Annotated in this window: 15 protein-coding genes and 2 pseudogenes; 4 read left to right on the plus strand and 13 right to left on the minus strand. The window is 29.5% G+C overall.

The annotated features are described in order from the left end of the window. Positions 1-265: 265 nt before the first annotated feature. From A7L45_RS11385 to A7L45_RS11410, 6 genes and pseudogenes are all read right to left on the minus strand, one after another. Positions 266-1,780: a 4Fe-4S dicluster domain-containing protein gene (locus A7L45_RS11385; protein WP_071612883.1), complete on the minus strand. Its 1,515-nt coding sequence runs from the start codon at positions 1,778-1,780 to the stop codon at positions 266-268. Between the two features lie 252 nt (positions 1,781-2,032). Continuing rightward, positions 2,033-2,441, minus strand: a pseudogene (locus A7L45_RS11390) (peptide deformylase). A gap of 372 nt (positions 2,442-2,813) precedes the next feature. Beyond that, positions 2,814-3,146 (minus strand): CGGC domain-containing protein, encoded by a 333-nt coding sequence (locus tag A7L45_RS11395; RefSeq protein WP_071612884.1) that lies wholly within the window; start codon positions 3,144-3,146, stop codon positions 2,814-2,816. Positions 3,147-3,672: 526 nt separating this feature from the next. Beyond that, positions 3,673-4,017 (minus strand): cupin domain-containing protein, encoded by a 345-nt coding sequence (locus tag A7L45_RS11400; RefSeq protein ID WP_071612885.1) that lies wholly within the window; start codon positions 4,015-4,017, stop codon positions 3,673-3,675. A 95-nt stretch (positions 4,018-4,112) separates the two neighbouring features. Then, entirely contained in the window at positions 4,113-4,274 is a 162-nt protein-coding gene (rd, locus tag A7L45_RS11405) for a rubredoxin (RefSeq protein ID WP_071612886.1), read from the minus strand. 36 nt (positions 4,275-4,310) lie between these two features. After that, positions 4,311-5,513: an anaerobic nitric oxide reductase flavorubredoxin gene (locus A7L45_RS11410; RefSeq protein WP_071612887.1), complete on the minus strand. Its 1,203-nt coding sequence runs from the start codon at positions 5,511-5,513 to the stop codon at positions 4,311-4,313. A 720-nt stretch (positions 5,514-6,233) separates the two neighbouring features. Here A7L45_RS11410 and A7L45_RS24280 point away from each other — a divergent pair. Next, positions 6,234-6,505, plus strand: a pseudogene (locus tag A7L45_RS24280) (DUF488 domain-containing protein). Here A7L45_RS24280 and A7L45_RS11420 read toward each other — a convergent pair. Continuing rightward, positions 6,489-7,400: a GumC domain-containing protein gene (locus tag A7L45_RS11420; protein ID WP_071612889.1), complete on the minus strand. Its 912-nt coding sequence runs from the start codon at positions 7,398-7,400 to the stop codon at positions 6,489-6,491. The pseudogene A7L45_RS24280 and the gene A7L45_RS11420 sit on opposite strands and share 17 nt — an antisense overlap. Positions 7,401-8,166: 766 nt before the next feature. Here A7L45_RS11420 and A7L45_RS11425 point away from each other — a divergent pair. Further along, positions 8,167-8,697 carry an amidase domain-containing protein gene (locus A7L45_RS11425; RefSeq protein WP_071612890.1) on the plus strand — a complete coding sequence of 177 codons (531 nt, stop codon included), beginning with the start codon at positions 8,167-8,169 and terminating at the stop codon, positions 8,695-8,697. Positions 8,698-8,872: 175 nt separating this feature from the next. Here A7L45_RS11425 and A7L45_RS11430 read toward each other — a convergent pair whose 3' ends face one another. Next, positions 8,873-10,384, minus strand: a complete 1,512-nt coding sequence (locus A7L45_RS11430; RefSeq protein ID WP_071612891.1) for a sensor histidine kinase — start codon at positions 10,382-10,384, stop codon at positions 8,873-8,875. Continuing rightward, a complete protein-coding gene (locus A7L45_RS11435; protein WP_071612892.1) occupies positions 10,374-11,060 on the minus strand; it encodes a response regulator transcription factor in 687 nt (228 codons plus the stop codon). Before A7L45_RS11435 ends, A7L45_RS11430 begins: the two co-directional genes overlap by 11 nt. 379 nt (positions 11,061-11,439) lie before the next feature. Between A7L45_RS11435 and A7L45_RS11440 the strand changes: the two genes are divergently transcribed. Then, entirely contained in the window at positions 11,440-11,652 is a 213-nt protein-coding gene (locus A7L45_RS11440; RefSeq protein ID WP_071612893.1) for a helix-turn-helix domain-containing protein, read from the plus strand. Positions 11,653-11,778: 126 nt separating this feature from the next. Here the strand turns inward: A7L45_RS11440 and A7L45_RS11445 are convergent, their stop codons facing one another. Further along, positions 11,779-12,117: an arsenate reductase family protein gene (locus tag A7L45_RS11445; RefSeq protein ID WP_071612894.1), complete on the minus strand. Its 339-nt coding sequence runs from the start codon at positions 12,115-12,117 to the stop codon at positions 11,779-11,781. Between the two features lie 94 nt (positions 12,118-12,211). Continuing rightward, positions 12,212-13,582, minus strand: a complete 1,371-nt coding sequence (locus A7L45_RS11450; RefSeq protein WP_071612895.1) for a hypothetical protein — start codon at positions 13,580-13,582, stop codon at positions 12,212-12,214. A 254-nt stretch (positions 13,583-13,836) separates the two neighbouring features. On the opposite strand from A7L45_RS11450, the gene A7L45_RS11455 reads away from it, so the two are divergent. Beyond that, positions 13,837-14,115 carry a hypothetical protein gene (locus A7L45_RS11455; protein ID WP_071612896.1) on the plus strand — a complete coding sequence of 93 codons (279 nt, stop codon included), beginning with the start codon at positions 13,837-13,839 and terminating at the stop codon, positions 14,113-14,115. Between the two features lie 79 nt (positions 14,116-14,194). Here the strand turns inward: A7L45_RS11455 and A7L45_RS11460 are convergent, their stop codons facing one another. Continuing rightward, complete coding sequence (locus tag A7L45_RS11460) at positions 14,195-15,685, minus strand: YncE family protein (protein ID WP_071612897.1); 1,491 nt, start codon at positions 15,683-15,685, stop codon at positions 14,195-14,197. Between the two features lie 111 nt (positions 15,686-15,796). Further along, the gene (locus tag A7L45_RS11465) at positions 15,797-16,075 is read right to left on the minus strand and encodes a putative Se/S carrier-like protein (RefSeq protein ID WP_084647444.1); all 279 of its coding nucleotides are present in this window, start codon (positions 16,073-16,075) and stop codon (positions 15,797-15,799) included. Between the last annotated feature and the right edge of the window lie 138 nt (positions 16,076-16,213).

Consider the following 16,213-nt stretch of genomic DNA (forward strand, 5'->3'; position numbering starts at 1 on the left):
TCTTATGTTAAATATCTGAAATCTATATTAATATTCTATATAATTGAATAATGACATACTTATAGTAAAAGTTGAAGCAAAGTTTAATTAAAATGCAACTGCTATTATTATTAAATGAAAAATTTTTTTCTATGCGAGACAACGCAAATAAAAAGGCATATCTAAGAATTTTTCTTAAATATGCCTTTATTCCATCAATTGCTGCTACAAATGTTTATTCTCAATGGCACAAAAATAAATAAATAAATAACAATATTCTATATTCTTACTCTAGATTTTTTTCATCTAACAAGTAAATCTTATCAGCATATTTAGACTCATCTGAAATCTTCAGCTCAGAATTTTTAGTCGCTTGTTTAACCTGACCACCAGCTATGTTAGGTTTGACAATACACCCAGCTCCAGCCACACAGCCACCCGGACACGCCATTCCTTCAAGGAGATATCCATCATATTTTCCTTTTGCGGCATCATTACACATCTCTCTGCATTCTCTCAGCCCATTCGCAGCTTTAATCTTCACTTCTCGCCCTGGATGTTCTTTTGTTATCAAATCAGCTACAGCCTTAGCAACTCCACCTGCAACCGCAAAGCCTCTTCCTGAACCAGTTGCTTCATTACTCAAGCTCATATCTGTACCAATTATTCCTACTTCTTTGGCTTCTAACATTCCAGATAATTCCTCATATGTAATTACAAAATCCACTTCACTTTTTACGCTTTTTCTTGAAGCTTCTAGTTTTTTAGCGCTACATGGTCCAACAAAAACAATTTTTGCATCTTTATGCTTTTCTCTCACAAATCGAGCAGCAAAAACCATTGGAGTCAAAGTCATTGAAATATTTTGGGCAAGCTGCGGATATAAATTTTTAGCCATAACAGACCAAGCAGGGCAGCATGAAGTACCCATAAATGATAGTTTTTCAGGTACATTTTCTATAAAATCGTTTGCCTCCTCAATCGTACAAATATCTGCACCAATCGCAACTTCAACAACATCTTTAAATCCAATTGTAACCATTGCTTTTTTAAAATCATTAAATCCAACATTCCTACCAAACTGCCCCACATATGATGGAGCTACAATTGCAATTACTTCTTTCTTTTGATTAATCGCCTGAATCAGTTGAAATATTTGACTTTTATCAGATATTGCTCCAAAAGGACAATTTACCAAACACATTCCGCAACTAACACATTTATCATAATCTATTGATGCTCTGCCATACTCATCCGTATATATTGCATCCACTCCACATGCCTTGGCACAAGGTCGCTCATGTTTTATTATTGCTGAATATGGACACGCTTTAGCACACAAACCACACTTTATACATTTTTCCTGATCAATAACACTTTTCCCATTAGCTATACTAACTGCACCTTTAGGACAGACTTCTACACAAGGATGTGCTAGGCAGCCGCGGCACATATTTGTAACTTCATAACTGTTTGTTGGGCAAGAATTACAAGCAAATTTTATAATATTTACAAGTGGCGGTTCATAATATTTTGAAGGTTTTGTTGCCTCCTCTAACCCCTCTGTAATTGCTCTTGATTTATCATTTAATCTTAGATTTAATCCCATTGCCAAACGGATTCGCTCACTAACTATTGCTCTTTCAAGAAATGTACTTTCTCTATACTTACCCACATCTCCAGTAATAATCTCATATGGAATATTTCCCATTTCTTTTAAATTGTCTTCAAAAGCCATCTTACTTACGGCCGTAAAAACTTTGTGTCTAATACTAGCAAGTGTTTTATATTCGTATTTCATTATAACTCCTTTTTTGCTTTAATATTTATAAAAACTGTATATATATTCTTCGATAGAATATCATATAGCAACAATTTAGTCAATTTTGTTTGTGCATTTATTTCAATTTTACTGAGCTAATTTTATATTTGAATTTTGACTGATGGATGATAATGAGAGCAATCATCATTTGAATCTCTATACAGAGATATGATAAATAAATTTCCTGTTATATAAATCATTCCAAACTAAAAAACAGCTCGCTTACCTTTTCTATATGACTATCCCATCACAATGGTCTACTTCATGTTGAATAATTTGAGCAATCCATCCTGAGTATTTTCCCCTTTGCTTCTTAAATCCCGAATCAAAATACTCTACTTCAATATCTTTGAATCTATTAGTTTTTCTAACACCTATAAGTGAAAGACATCCTTCTTCTGTTTCATATTGACCCGATTTATTCACTATCACAGGGTTAATCATCGCAGCGTTCATATCGCCCATGCTGATGAATAATTCTTTTTTTGACACCAATCATATTAGCTGCCATTCCTACACAACCTTCTTTATTTGCTTTAAGCGTATCAAGCAAATCCTGTATCACTTGAACATCTTCTTTTGTAGCAGGTTCTGATTTTTGATTAAGAAAGAATATGTCTTTCATAATTGATCTAACCATATGTTATACCCCTTTAATATTTGTCTTATTAATTATGTTATGTTCTATAACTGCTCATATATTAATCTGAGCAACAGAGCGTTTACAAAACATCATTCCACTAGGCAGACCAACCTCCATAAAGAAATGAATCTTCTTTGTGTCTTTTAGGGGCCTGCATCACATCATCAAGTGTTATAAACAATAGAATAATTATTTTTCTCATAAATCTACCTTTGTATAATATTTTTAATATTCCTCTTTATATTTTACTAAAAAAAATCATATGATACAATAGTTTCACAACAAATAGAACAAAAGGATATAAAATATAGTCTAAAAGTAAAGGGTAGTTATTTGTAAATATTCTACAAGATAATAGCCATTGTTTTATTAATGGGTATAATCAATAAGCTTAATTGTATTGCCTAATTTATTCTCAATTGCTTCCTTCATTTTCTCTACATATGGGCAAACAGATCCAATAGGCCTCCCTTTTGTAATACAGGATGTCAAAGCAATTGTGTCTGCCCCCACCTTTACCATTTTCTGTGCCCTTTTTACCACTTTGTCACCGGGGCAGCCACCACAGTTATTAACTCCTATTACTTTGATTTCTTCCTTTATACCTTTAAACGCACCTTTTTTGTTCCTTATAACCATAAAGTCCTTTGTGGCAGCGCATATATCCTCAGTCTTCATACACCTAATTAATCCAACTTCCATAGTAATCTCTCCTTTATATTCTTGTATAAATTCCAAACCATACTAATGTAATTGAGCTTACGTCTTCCTTGTAATCTCCTCCATACGTGATGTTTACAAACACCTATCTGCAATCTACATAAGTAATTACCAGCTATTTTCATAGTCACGTAACTTCATAGGTATTTAAACAACCTTTATATTTTCAATACATAAAATCATCTATGTTAATTTAAGTTATCATATATATTGTATCATGATATACTCCATAGTCTATACTCCTTATAGTGGGCAATAACCCAAGATAACACATAGGTATGCCCTGATCGCTTAAAAAGTATTGGGGCATTAAATAATAAAACTTAAAACTATTTTCACAATTCTAAGCTTTATTATATATAATTAATTGTAGAGGATATTACAATATTGTCAGATAAACTACACTTATAGCCTAAAGGGTGGATTATGAAAGATTAGTATTTCATTTGTGAATTAAAATAAAGAACTCCAAGGTATGCCCCAGAGTTCCATTTATAATTTCAATTTTTCACATAACTTCTTTTGAATACATTGGGGATGGATTTGGGGCAAGTATAACATAACATGACATATCTTTGTCACTAGTATTAGTTAAGCTAAAAATTTCAGTACCCTTGCAGTGTATAATATCACCTTGAGTGATTTTATAATTTATTCCGTCCACACCCATATCTCCTTGACCTACAAGCACATGAATAATAAGATCACTTTGTTCGTGATTATGAGCGGGAACCCCTTGCCCTGGTTTAAAATTCAAAACGAAGTTTAGCACTCTATCTTCTTTAAATATAATCCTTTTAGTGAATTTTTCTTCGTTATATACTATTTTATCTAATATTTTCTCTATTTTCATAATATTGCCTCCTTATTTTGTTATGTATCTAAATCAATATTGTTGCTCCACAGTTATGGCTGCCACTGGACATTGTTCTTCTGCAAGAAGAAATTTTACTCCACTTTTTCAAAATCTGATTTTGGAACTCCACATAATGGGCAAACCCAATCTTCTTGAATATCCTCAAATTTAGTACCTGGTTTTATTTCGCCATCGGGATCTCCTACAGTTGGATCATAAATGTATCCGCACACTAAACAAACATATTTATCCATGAAAACATCTCCTTTAAGTTTACTTAATATTATAAGTTATTGTATAGTATATCCTATAATCTCCCCTACACTCTTACCAAAATCTTTACATCTAACTATTGCATCATCATCCGGGTTCCACATTTCTCTTATACCATCGTTTATTGTTTCAAACCCTGCCTTTTTTAATTCTTCTGTTATTAACTTAACTGACTCTCCACTCCAACCATAACTTCCAAATGCTGCACCTTTTTTGCCCTTAAATCCAAGCCCTTTTATCATTTCAAGTATCGCTGCAGTGGACGAGAGAACTCCTTTATTTATTGTTGAAGAACCAACTAGTACCATCTTTGATTTAAATACTTCTGTAACAATATCATTTTTGTCATTATTAGAAGAATTATAAATTTTGATTGTAACATCCTTATTAACTTCCTTAATTCCGTTAGATATTGCTTCTGCCATTGTTCTAGTTGCGTTCCACATAGTATCATAAATAATTGTAACCTGATTTTCTTTATAATTTTTTGCCCACTCTAAGTATTTATCGGCAATTTGAAGTGGATTATTCCTCCAAATAATTCCGTGACTTGGACAAATCATTTCTAATGGAAGATTCATACTCAAGATTTCGTCAATCTTCTTTACTACCAAAGGATTGAAAGGAGTCAAAATGTTAGCATAATACTTTATTGATTCTTGATATAGTTCCGCATTATCAACCTTATCGTTATACATTAGTTCAGATGCATAATGTTGTCCAAAGGCATCATTACTAAATAATATATTTTCTCCTGTTAAATAAGTAAACATACTATCCGGCCAATGAAGCATTCTTGCTTCCAAAAATACTAATTTGTTTTCTCCTAAATCTAATGTATCTCCAGTTTTAACTTCAATAAAGTTCCAATTTTTATGATAGTGTGCCTTCAAAAATTTTGCTCCATTTTTAGTACAATAAATAGGGGTATTCGGTATTTCCCTCATGAGTTCTGGTAATGCTCCACTATGGTCTACTTCTGAATGATTGGCAATAATATAATCAATTTTATTTAAATCTATTTCCTTTTTTAAATTAGAAACAAACTCTTTGCCAAATGGCTGCCATACAGTATCTATAAGTACCGTTTTTTCATCTCTAACTAAATATGAATTATAAGAGGTACCTTTATGAGTAGAATACTCTTTACCATGGTAATCCCTTATCTCCCAATCTATTTTCCCAACCCATGCTACTTTATTACTAATTTTAAATGTCATAAGACCCACTCCTTCAATTCTATATTTTTACGTGCAATGTATAAGAATGAATTTTTTGATAGTAGCTCGTTTCTAATTTAGATCATGCGGTCCTACTGCACAGTCTCGATAGTAACCTAGCCAGTCTTCCGACGTTTAGTTAACTCTGGATAATTATTTTTTAACTTTTTCATAGTTTCCTCTATTCCAAAAGTAAAATTATTTTCACAAAATTTTATTTCCATTATCTTTACAACTTTCCCTTGTTCTATTACTATATAACGTTTTTCATTTAAAAAAACTTAATAATTTACGATACAAAACTAAAAACTAATAAAGCTTTAAACTGATTTCACAATTCTAAGCTTTATTATTTTCAATTTAATTTAATTTTATTATCCTAATATTTTTAATAAGTCATCTTCTGGTTTACTTATTGATCTAAGGTCAAAATTGTCAGCAAGAAATTGTAATACATTTGGGCTTAAGAAAGCTGGTAGTAATGCCATTCTCCTACTTTTATGATATATTCTATATATTAGTTTGCACTTTTATAACTTAAATATACAATAAAATAATAACTATAATAAAAATAAGTAGGCGTATAACATGTAATCTTATTTATATAAGTAATTATAAATCAATTATCATTTAAATCTAGCATAAATGCAGAGGTGGAAATAAAATGTCTACAGGCAACACCATATATCTATGACTAGTAGAATTAAGAGGATTTATGATATGCCATCTAAAGGTGATGGAAAGAGAGCATTAATAAATCGCATATGGCCAAGAGAGATATCTAAGCAAACGCTCAATTGGATATGTGGTTAAAAGAAGTAGCCCCTAGTACGGAACTCCGCTCATGGTATGTTCATTCACCGAAAAAGCAAGAAGAATTCCGTAATCTATATGAGCAAGAGCTTTCACTAGACTCTATAAGCATCTATGCGATAAAACTACTAAAAAAGATGGCAGTGTTTAAACACCCAACTGTTACAGCAACCCCGTAGATGATTTGATACTGGTCTGCTTTGTTCGAACTTCATTTATTTCTGAAACCATATTATTAAATTTCTCGGCAGCTTCCTCTTTTTCTTTTAGTAATCCATTAATTCGCTCATTAAAACTTTCTTGTAATTCTTGAATCTTTAATTGTTGCTCCTCTTTCAATTTTAAAAGTTCTTTATCCATTTGAAAGATGCCTCTTTCCTTTTGCACTTCAATATCTTGTTTAGCTTTTGTCTCTAGTTCATCTATCTTCTTCTCGTTTATTTTATTTGATTCATCTACTTGCTTTGTTAATCTTCTTGCTTCCTCATTTTTATTTGATAAATCCTGCTTTAATTGTATATTCTCATTTGTTAGCTTTTCAAGTTCTGTTTTTAAGACTAAGATTTCATCTTTATATTTAATATATTTTTCATTGGTTTCATTTAGTTTTAATATTTTTTCACCCTGCATGTTATTTAGAGTTTTTAAACTCTTAGCATTTTCCTGTAATTCCTTAACAATATGTTTATTATCTGATTGGTCTTTCTCAAATAAAGTAATCCTCTTATTCTCTTCTTTTTTCTCTTCTTTTAATGAAATGATATTTTCGTATAGCTTTTGAACTTCTTTCTCTTTATCTACTAACTCATTTTTATGAACATTTTTCACCTCTAAGGTTTTTATATTATTTCTTTCTACTATATTTATATATATATCGGATATCCTATTTGTTATTGTTTGTAATTCATTTATATCCGATGACATATTACTGTCTTCTTCTCTAGCTTTATTTAATTCATAGTATTTAACCACTTGCTCCATAAATTCTTTGTTATTTATGCCCTCACTTTGAGCTAATTCATTAAACTTTTGCTTTATCTCATCACTTATTCTTACGCTTAATATTGCATCCATCTTATTCTTCCTCTCTTAAACCAGTATTTTATAGAATTAATTTATTTTTTTTACATTTAAACCCATTTATAACCTAGACATTGATACTGCCTAATGAATCATCTCCTGGGTCATCTCAATATTAATAATATCATGTAAAATACTTATCTGGGTCCATTTATTATTGATTTTTTTATAAATTTAGATTTAAACAGTTATAAATATTAATTTGTATACTTATGTATACTATTGTTATCAAACACTTTATACACGTAAACATATTGTTTACAATACAAGTATACCATAAAATAAGAAAAATCACATATAAAATGAGTGAAAAAGTGAAAATTAAAGCAAAAACAAAACCATTCAATATAACTTTTATTATATTGAATGGTTTTAATTGAAATAAAAACTGAAATTTATAGATAATATAAATAATTCAATACATAAAAATGCAGGATGCATAGATATTAAATGTTGTTTATTAAGGAAAGTTAATTATCAAAAAGAGGAAGCAGCCTTTATCTTGAGTATTTTATATAATTAATAAATTGAATGTTACATAAATCGCAATACTAGGAATCATGCTTACATTAACAGGGCTTTTTATTTCAGAAGGGAAATCACTTGTAAAATTAAGGTGGATAATGTTTGATAGTACAACAAGATAAGAAATGCATTATAGTAATAGCTGAAAAGAAATTCAATAAAATTTCTTTTTTTTATGAACCTCCAGGCTATTTTCATCATAGTATTTAACTATAGTAATTTTATGGAGAGTAACATGGAGTTTTTTAGAACAAATCAGTATTCCAGAGTAAATGCTGTTAAATATGCAAGAACCTATGCATTATTTCCAAACCAGAGCTTTAGGTACTTCCCGCTTATTAATAATGAGACTAGTGGAGATTGTGCGAACTTTTTATCTCAATGTCTACTAGCAGGTGGAGCCCCTATGTTATATAATGTATCACATCCTTGGTGGTATCATAAAGCTAATAACATAAGTACTAAGGATGACACATGGTCTATTTCATGGACGGTGGCACATTCTCTTTATTGGCTTTTGAAAAATAACTACCAATCTAAGGCTTCAGGAATAAAGGGTTTTGAAGTAAACGATATTAGATTGCTTGAATTAGGTGACTTAATGTTTTTTGAAGATGATAATGGAAAAATTTTTCACTCTGCCATTATCACCTCTTTTAGATATTCACAGCCTTTAATTTCCCAACATTCATTTCAGGCACTAGATATATTTTATAAAAATTCATGGCCGGCTAATCACATACATTTTCTAAAAATAGTCCTATGAAAATCATAGTTTTTATACAGCATGCAATTAAATTAAATAATTTCTCCTTTAACCTTATGACGATCTAGGTAAAAAACCACTTGTACCTTATATTTTGTAGAGCAGTTACCTGTTTGAATTAGTGCAAAGGTAATGGAACCAGGTGCTACCCTACAAATATAAAATATATAAATCATTATTGCTTTGTTAAAATAAAATAGAATTTAACTCCCATTTCTGTGTTCGCCACTCCACAACTACCACCGTGAAGTAATATTATGTTTTTTACTATTGAAAGCCCTAGTCCAGTACCTCCAAGTTTTCTAGTCCTTGATTTATCTACTTTATAGAAAGTATCCCATATTTTGTCCGATTCAGCTTCATCAATTTTACTTCCGCTATTTTCAACTTCTACGCAGATACTATCTTCTCTATCGAGCATTGTTACAGCTATTGTTCCACCATTATTAACATGCCTTATTGCATTAGTCATATAATTCGTTAGGACTTGTTCTATTCTGTTCCAATCAGCAGTTACTTTTATGTTTTGAACTAAATTAACACTAAGTTTAATGTCTTTTTCATTAAGCATGGATGAAAATTTCTTAGCAAGCGGTTTTACTAATTCATCAATATAAAAATCTTCTTGAACCAAATTAAAATTTCCTGACTCTAGTTGAGATAGATTTAGCATATCAGATACTAAGTTGTTCATTTTTCTTGATTCATCCATTATTACATCAATAAAATATTGTTTTTCTTCGCCTTCTAAAATATCATCATTTAATGCTTGAGTATACCCTTCTATAAGGGTTATAGGTGTTTTAAGTTCATGAGAGACTGCTGCAACAAAGTCTTTTCTCATTTCTGTTAATTTCTTTTCTTTTTCAATATCCTTTTCTAACTTTGAATTAGCATCTTTAAGTGATGTTAATGATTCATTTAAATTTTCTGAAAGAAGGTTAAGTGAAGTCGCTAAAGCTCCGATTTCATCATTACTTTTTACTACACACTTTTCTGTAAAGTCAAGTTTTGCCATTTTACCTGCTGTTTTAGTTATTTTTATTAATGGTTTTGCAATCATATTTGAATAGATTAAAGAAAGAAATAAAATTATTACTATGGCTCCTATATAAAAATAATAGTAAAATTCCTTAATAACTTGAACTGCTTCATTTACTGGTTGTAATGAAGTATATAAGTATATAAATTCATCTTTTTTTTCATCATATGAAATACCGGCTACACTATTATAGGAAATAGCAGTTGCACTTACTTCCAAATCTAGGTTATTATCGGTAAGGAAGATCAAAGGTTTTTTATCTTTTTTGAATTTAGCAACTCCACCTATAGTTTCTATTTGAGTTGACATTAATTGATCCATAATTCTTGCCTTTATAGAGTCCTTTCTTGCGTCAACCGTTTTTGTAAGATATTTCAAATTACCTGCTTTATCTCTTATAATTATTTTATAACTATTCTTATCTTCAAAAGCACTAATTAAGCTAGTCTCCTCATCATTTGTTTTAAGTAAACTATATTTATCTTTAAATTTAACGAGATCATGTGACAAGGTGTCACTTTTCCATTTTATATAAAATTGCCCGAAAAATGCTGATTGAACTATTAAATTAGTAGTTATAAAAACTACAAAAACTATAGAGGTTATAAAGAAAAGTTTTCTTGTAATGCTCCTTTTACTTTTCATTTCTCACCTCGAATTTGTATCCAGTACCTCTTACTGTTGCTATAAGGTAAGATTTTTCACCTAACTTTTCTCTTAATCTTTTTATAACTGTATCGACTGTTCTTAGATCTCCAAAATAGTCAATACCCCATAAAGCATCTAATATTTTTTCCCTACTTAATACAATTCTTTTATTAAGTATAAAATAATTTAATAGTTCAAATTCTTTTGGCGATAGATTTATTTCGACATTGTCTACAGTAACCTCATGGCTTAAATTATCAACAACAAGCCCATCAAAATTGTCTTCTTCTTTTGCAACACTCTCAGTGCTATAAGTTCGTCTTATGATTGCTTTAACTTTAGCTACTAGCAGTTTTGGAACAAAAGGCTTTGTAATATAATGATCCGTGCCTAATTCAAAGCCTAATAATTCGTCGTCTTCCTCGGATTTAGCAGTAAGCATTATAACTGGAATGTTAGAAGTCTTTCTTATTTCCTTACATACATCCCAGCCATCCATAATTGGCATCATTACATCTAGAATAACCAAATCTACTGCATTTTTATTAAAGACATTTATAGCTTCTCTGCCATTTTCAGCTTGCAGAATATTATATTGCTCCTTCCTTAAGTAAATGGATACAAGATTTCTGATTCTTTCTTCATCATCAACTATTAAAATAGTTTCCATCATATATAATTCTCCTTAATTACAAATTTAATATAAACAAATTTAATATAAACAAAATTGGTTGGTATTTACAATATAATCCTACCTTATTTTCTTTTTAATGCTATTATTTTTAGCCCTAATTATATAATAAAGATATATTATGGCACATGAATGGCGAATATGTTAACAAAACGTGAACGAGCTTTGCAACTACTAAACTCTTTGTTAATGAACTACTATATAACTAGTAATTTTTTATAATTTGCTTCTAATCTTAATAAAAAAAACATAATAATAACATAGCAATTTCTTATATTCATAGTATAATTAACTTGTACAACTTAGTATACTAAAGATATAAGCTTATATGTATTATATATCTATATAGGGAGGTTTTTATATGCTTAATGGCGCTAAAATTAGAGAATTAAGACTTAATAAATCTTTAACAAGCAAAGATATATCAACTTTATCTAAGAATTTGAGTGTACATGTATCACAAACTTATTTAGAAGAACTGGAACGAGGAAGTAAAAAAAATCCATCTTTTAATATAATAGAAACAATAGCAACTATTCTATGTGTTAATATAGATGAACTTAGAATGATTTAAGTAACTTTAATAGGTGGATTAACTATAAAAGTTAATCCACCTTAACTGACATAGTTCTTATTAATAGTAACATCATCAACTTCTAATCTCTCCAACCAGTCTTTCGTAAGTCTAGGTCCTGTATCACTATTCCCAGGTTGTCCATATTTCTGGGACATAACCAACAGTGGCATCTTTCCCATTACGAACTATAGGAGTTTTAAGAAGTTGAGGATTTTTTAATAAAATTTCTTCTTTAAGTTCCTCTCCCCTAATTTGGTTTATGTTTGATTTTTTATAGTCTTTTGCATTTGTGTTAATTAAATTATTTAAGCCTACAGATCTTTTAACACTTTGTAATTCACCTTTACTAAGCCCTTTAATATTTATATCAATAAATTGATACTTTATATTTCTTTCCTTAAAATATCGTTCAGTTTTTTTTGTATCAAAACATTTTTTTGTTCCGAAAAATTGAATATTCATTTATGTAAACTCTCCTTAAGTGTATTAGTATATCTATCATGCTACCATTAATTAAAGCACAGGTCACTATTAATTAAAATATTAGCACTAATAATTATAAAATTATTAGTGCTAATATTACTGTAGCAACTATTCCACAAGTTACAGGAATAATGTTCTTCTTTGCAACGTCAAAAGGTTCAACCTTACATATTCCAGCCGCGGCGACCACGCTCCAAGGAATTATGGTTCCTCCACCAATCCAGATGGTAATTATTTGACCAAATGCTGCAATCTGTTCTTTATCTATATTAATTGTGGTCGAAAAGGTATTAGCTAAAGTTCCAACTAACGGAAGGCCAGCGAAACCTGAGCCGCTAAGCCCAAGTAGAGTACTTACTGCAGTTTGTATACCTACAACTGAATATTTAGATAAAGGTATCTTGCTTGCGGCATATACCCCGATATCGCTTAGAATCCCAGTGGCTCCATTACCCAATATATCAACTGCACTACCTGCACTTCCTAGAAAAAAGAAAGCACCGATAATTATAATTGGAGCAAAAATATTTATACCAAAAGTAAAACCATTTTTAACATATTTAGTAACTTCACTTAATGACGTTTTAAAATTAGTATTAAGTATAGAGCAAATAATCATTATTATTGATGCTGTTCCACCTATTAGAGCTGTTGACTCAGATCCTATAAAGTCAAGTTTTTTTATAAAAACTATATCTAATATAAATGCACAAGGAGTAGCTATTGCCATTATTTTTTTGCCTGTTAAATTGCTTTGTGTTGACTTCTTGGGTTCAATTATAGCTTCATCTACTTTTACGTCTGTAGGTTTATTTCTTCTCATGAGTATAAATGCTATAGTAATAGTGACTATACTCATTACGCCCCAAAACGGCAGACATTTTCTAATTATTCCCAATGCATTAGGCAAGTTTGCAGTTTTCGAAGTTATTGACGGTGCTGCTTGAAGAACAAAATCACTTGATAATGCTACCCCATTACCGAATAGACATAAAACTACTGCTGCCCATGCTGGTGGTAATCCAGATTGTATTGCTGCAGGAACCATTAGCGCCCCTATAAAAACTATGGCTGGTGTTGGCCAAATAAACCATGAAGTCAAAGTTACAGTAATACCTAGAACAAAGAATGATATAGTTTTGTTTATCATTAATTTTCTTATAGGTTTTATAATTATTTCATCTGCACCCAAATCATTTAAAGCACTAGACATTGCATTAACTAGCGCAATAACTACAACTATTTCAATGAATTCTTTTCCTGATACCACTATAGCCTTATATATAATTTGAACAGCGATTAGGATACTTCCTGTAAATATATAACCAATTACTACAATTCCCAAAATACATGGAAGTATTACATCTTTCTTCATGGAAATTATAATAGTAATTATTAGAATGATAATGATATATGCATAATGTATTACACCTAAATTTACCATGTATTTTTAAACCTCCTATGTCTTATACTTAAACCTAATATATAAATTATATTTATAAGATATATTAAATTAAGTATGTGCAATATTTCGCAAAAATAACCGACTTATACTGGTTCATAAAAGATGAAAAACTAATAATATATGCCTAATATAAAACATGACTTTATCTAATAATTATGATAAACTTAGGACTAGCAAAAAATATTAGATTATAATTAATATTTTTTATAAAAAAGACAAGTAAGGAGGCAGAGATGTTAAAGATTTGGGGCAAATTAATAAAGGATAATAGAATTATAAGAGATGAAGTTACAATATCAGAAATAGAAGATAGTTACCAGGAAAATCTAAAACTATGTATAACAGACTTATGTTACAAATTTGATGTTTCAACACCTTATTGGCTGAAACCCAATGTTACTGAATATAATAAAAGACGTAAAACAAGTTTTGATGAAAATAATTTTATCGAGGAAATTTATTTTGATAAATTTATAATAGAAGAATTAAAACCAAGCGAAAAGGAGCAATAGAAACTTAATTAAGTTCTATTGCTACCTACTCGCTTTTCTTTTTATCATAAAAACCTAGAAATCTTTAATTTAATGATATTTAAAAAGGAATTATTGTATCATCAGGAAAAATTGAGCCATCAAATATAGTAAATTCTTCGAAGTTATCAGTTTCTTTTAAATTATTAAGATATATTTCAGCTTCACCTATTACTTTTAACTCCATTAAACTACTAACGCCAAAGCTAAGTACATTATTCGAAAATTCTGGATTATTTATAAATTTGGTAGTCGTCTTAATATTAAGCTCAAACTCATTTAAATTAAGGTCTTTGGGAATATCCAAAAGAACATCTATAGGTTTTTCAAAAAATCCATTTATACATTTATTTATATTATTTTTAAGATAATAAATTATATAGTTAACTCTTGCAATAAATTTAATACTTGAGAATTCAGATGCTGAGGGTATATATCTCCTGCTTTCTGAGGATGGCACTATTACCCCTTGTTCGAATTTTGTACATTTATAAATATAAGCTGAATTTATTTCTTTAGGTAAATTATAACTTATAATGGGAAATCTTATATTTTCATTGTATGATGCAAATATTCTTTTTGCTAATATTGTTATTTGTTTACTATCTGGATTTAAATTAGTAATTGCAACCGGTTGATCATATGTAAAAGGAAGGTTAACTGAAATAACATCATAGGGTTGACTATTAATTGTATTCATGAGAATCGAAGTAATCAAACAATTTGATTTTAAATCTATTATATCAATTCCACCATAATCATCGCTACTTCTATTAGTAATTAGTAGTTTAGTATTGTCATCAGTTATAAAAAGTCCCGTTGGTTCAGCCCTTGAGGTAAGGATATGCTTATATGATTTATTAGTATGAATATTAATTAATTCAATTCTATTTAATCCTGTGTTTGATGCAAATAAGATATTTCCTTTTAATATCATTCCATTAATCAAAGACCCTTTTGGAAGAATTAGTTTAGTGATAATGTTTGAATCAATATCTATTTTTAATATATCAATCTTCGTTGAAACATATGCTGTTTTATCGTCTTTTGAAATTAAAAGGCATATTGGATTAACACCTACATTTTCAATTGAATTTATAAGTGTGTAAGTATCAGTACTATAAATTCTTAACTCTTTTAATAACGTATCTAATACATAGAGTTTAGTGCCATCAGAATTAAGCTTTATATCGATGATAGCTGAAAATCCTCTAATTCGGTTTATTATTTTATCTAAATTCACCTCATATATAGTTACTTCTGAGGTGTCTGAAACATATATTTTTTGATTTGTTTTATCTATTAGTAAATTACCATTATTAGAAATAAAGTGTTCCTTTATTTCGCAACTTTTACAATTAACAAAAGAAATTGTATTACTTACATCACATGCAATTCCAATGGTATTATTATCTTTTATTACTAATTTATTTGGCCTTTTTCCTACTGTTATTTCTTTTAATATTGTATTGCAAAGACCGTCAATTATAGTTAAAGTTCCAGTTTTAATATTTGAAACAAAATAAAAATTTTTTCTTGTTATTGTATCCATTCTAATCACACCCTTTGCCTTATTAATAGAAAATATGCTTTAACTTCATTAAATATGCACAAACTAAAAAAGGATTCGGAAAACCCAAATCCAAAATAATACAAACGCAAACTAAATCATTTCGTAGTTATTATACTTTGGTTTTTTAACAATTCTGTATACCCCTTTAGGTTTTATACTGATTTTTAGAATTTGAGCATTAACAATATCAATATATATTTCTTTAAATTTAATGGATAGACTGCAACCATAAGATATTTTTATTGGTGTTGATACTAATTCAACATTGCAAGACTTCTTTAAAAGTCTTTGGTACAGAAGTGTTGTAGTATTATGACCTGGGTAGACAACTAAATACTCGGTTTCTTCTACTTGCATAGTCTTGTACATCCCCCTTGTTGCTAATCAAGTTTATAAATGATTTTATATTAAATAAAATAAGTGGATATTGTATAATATGAAAACATATTACTATTGTGCTAACTAAATTCATCTTACTTATTTAAAGTGAAATATTTTATCTTGAGT

The organism is Clostridium estertheticum subsp. estertheticum (assembly GCF_001877035.1).
In the GTDB taxonomy this organism is placed as follows: domain Bacteria; phylum Bacillota; class Clostridia; order Clostridiales; family Clostridiaceae; genus Clostridium_AD; species Clostridium_AD estertheticum.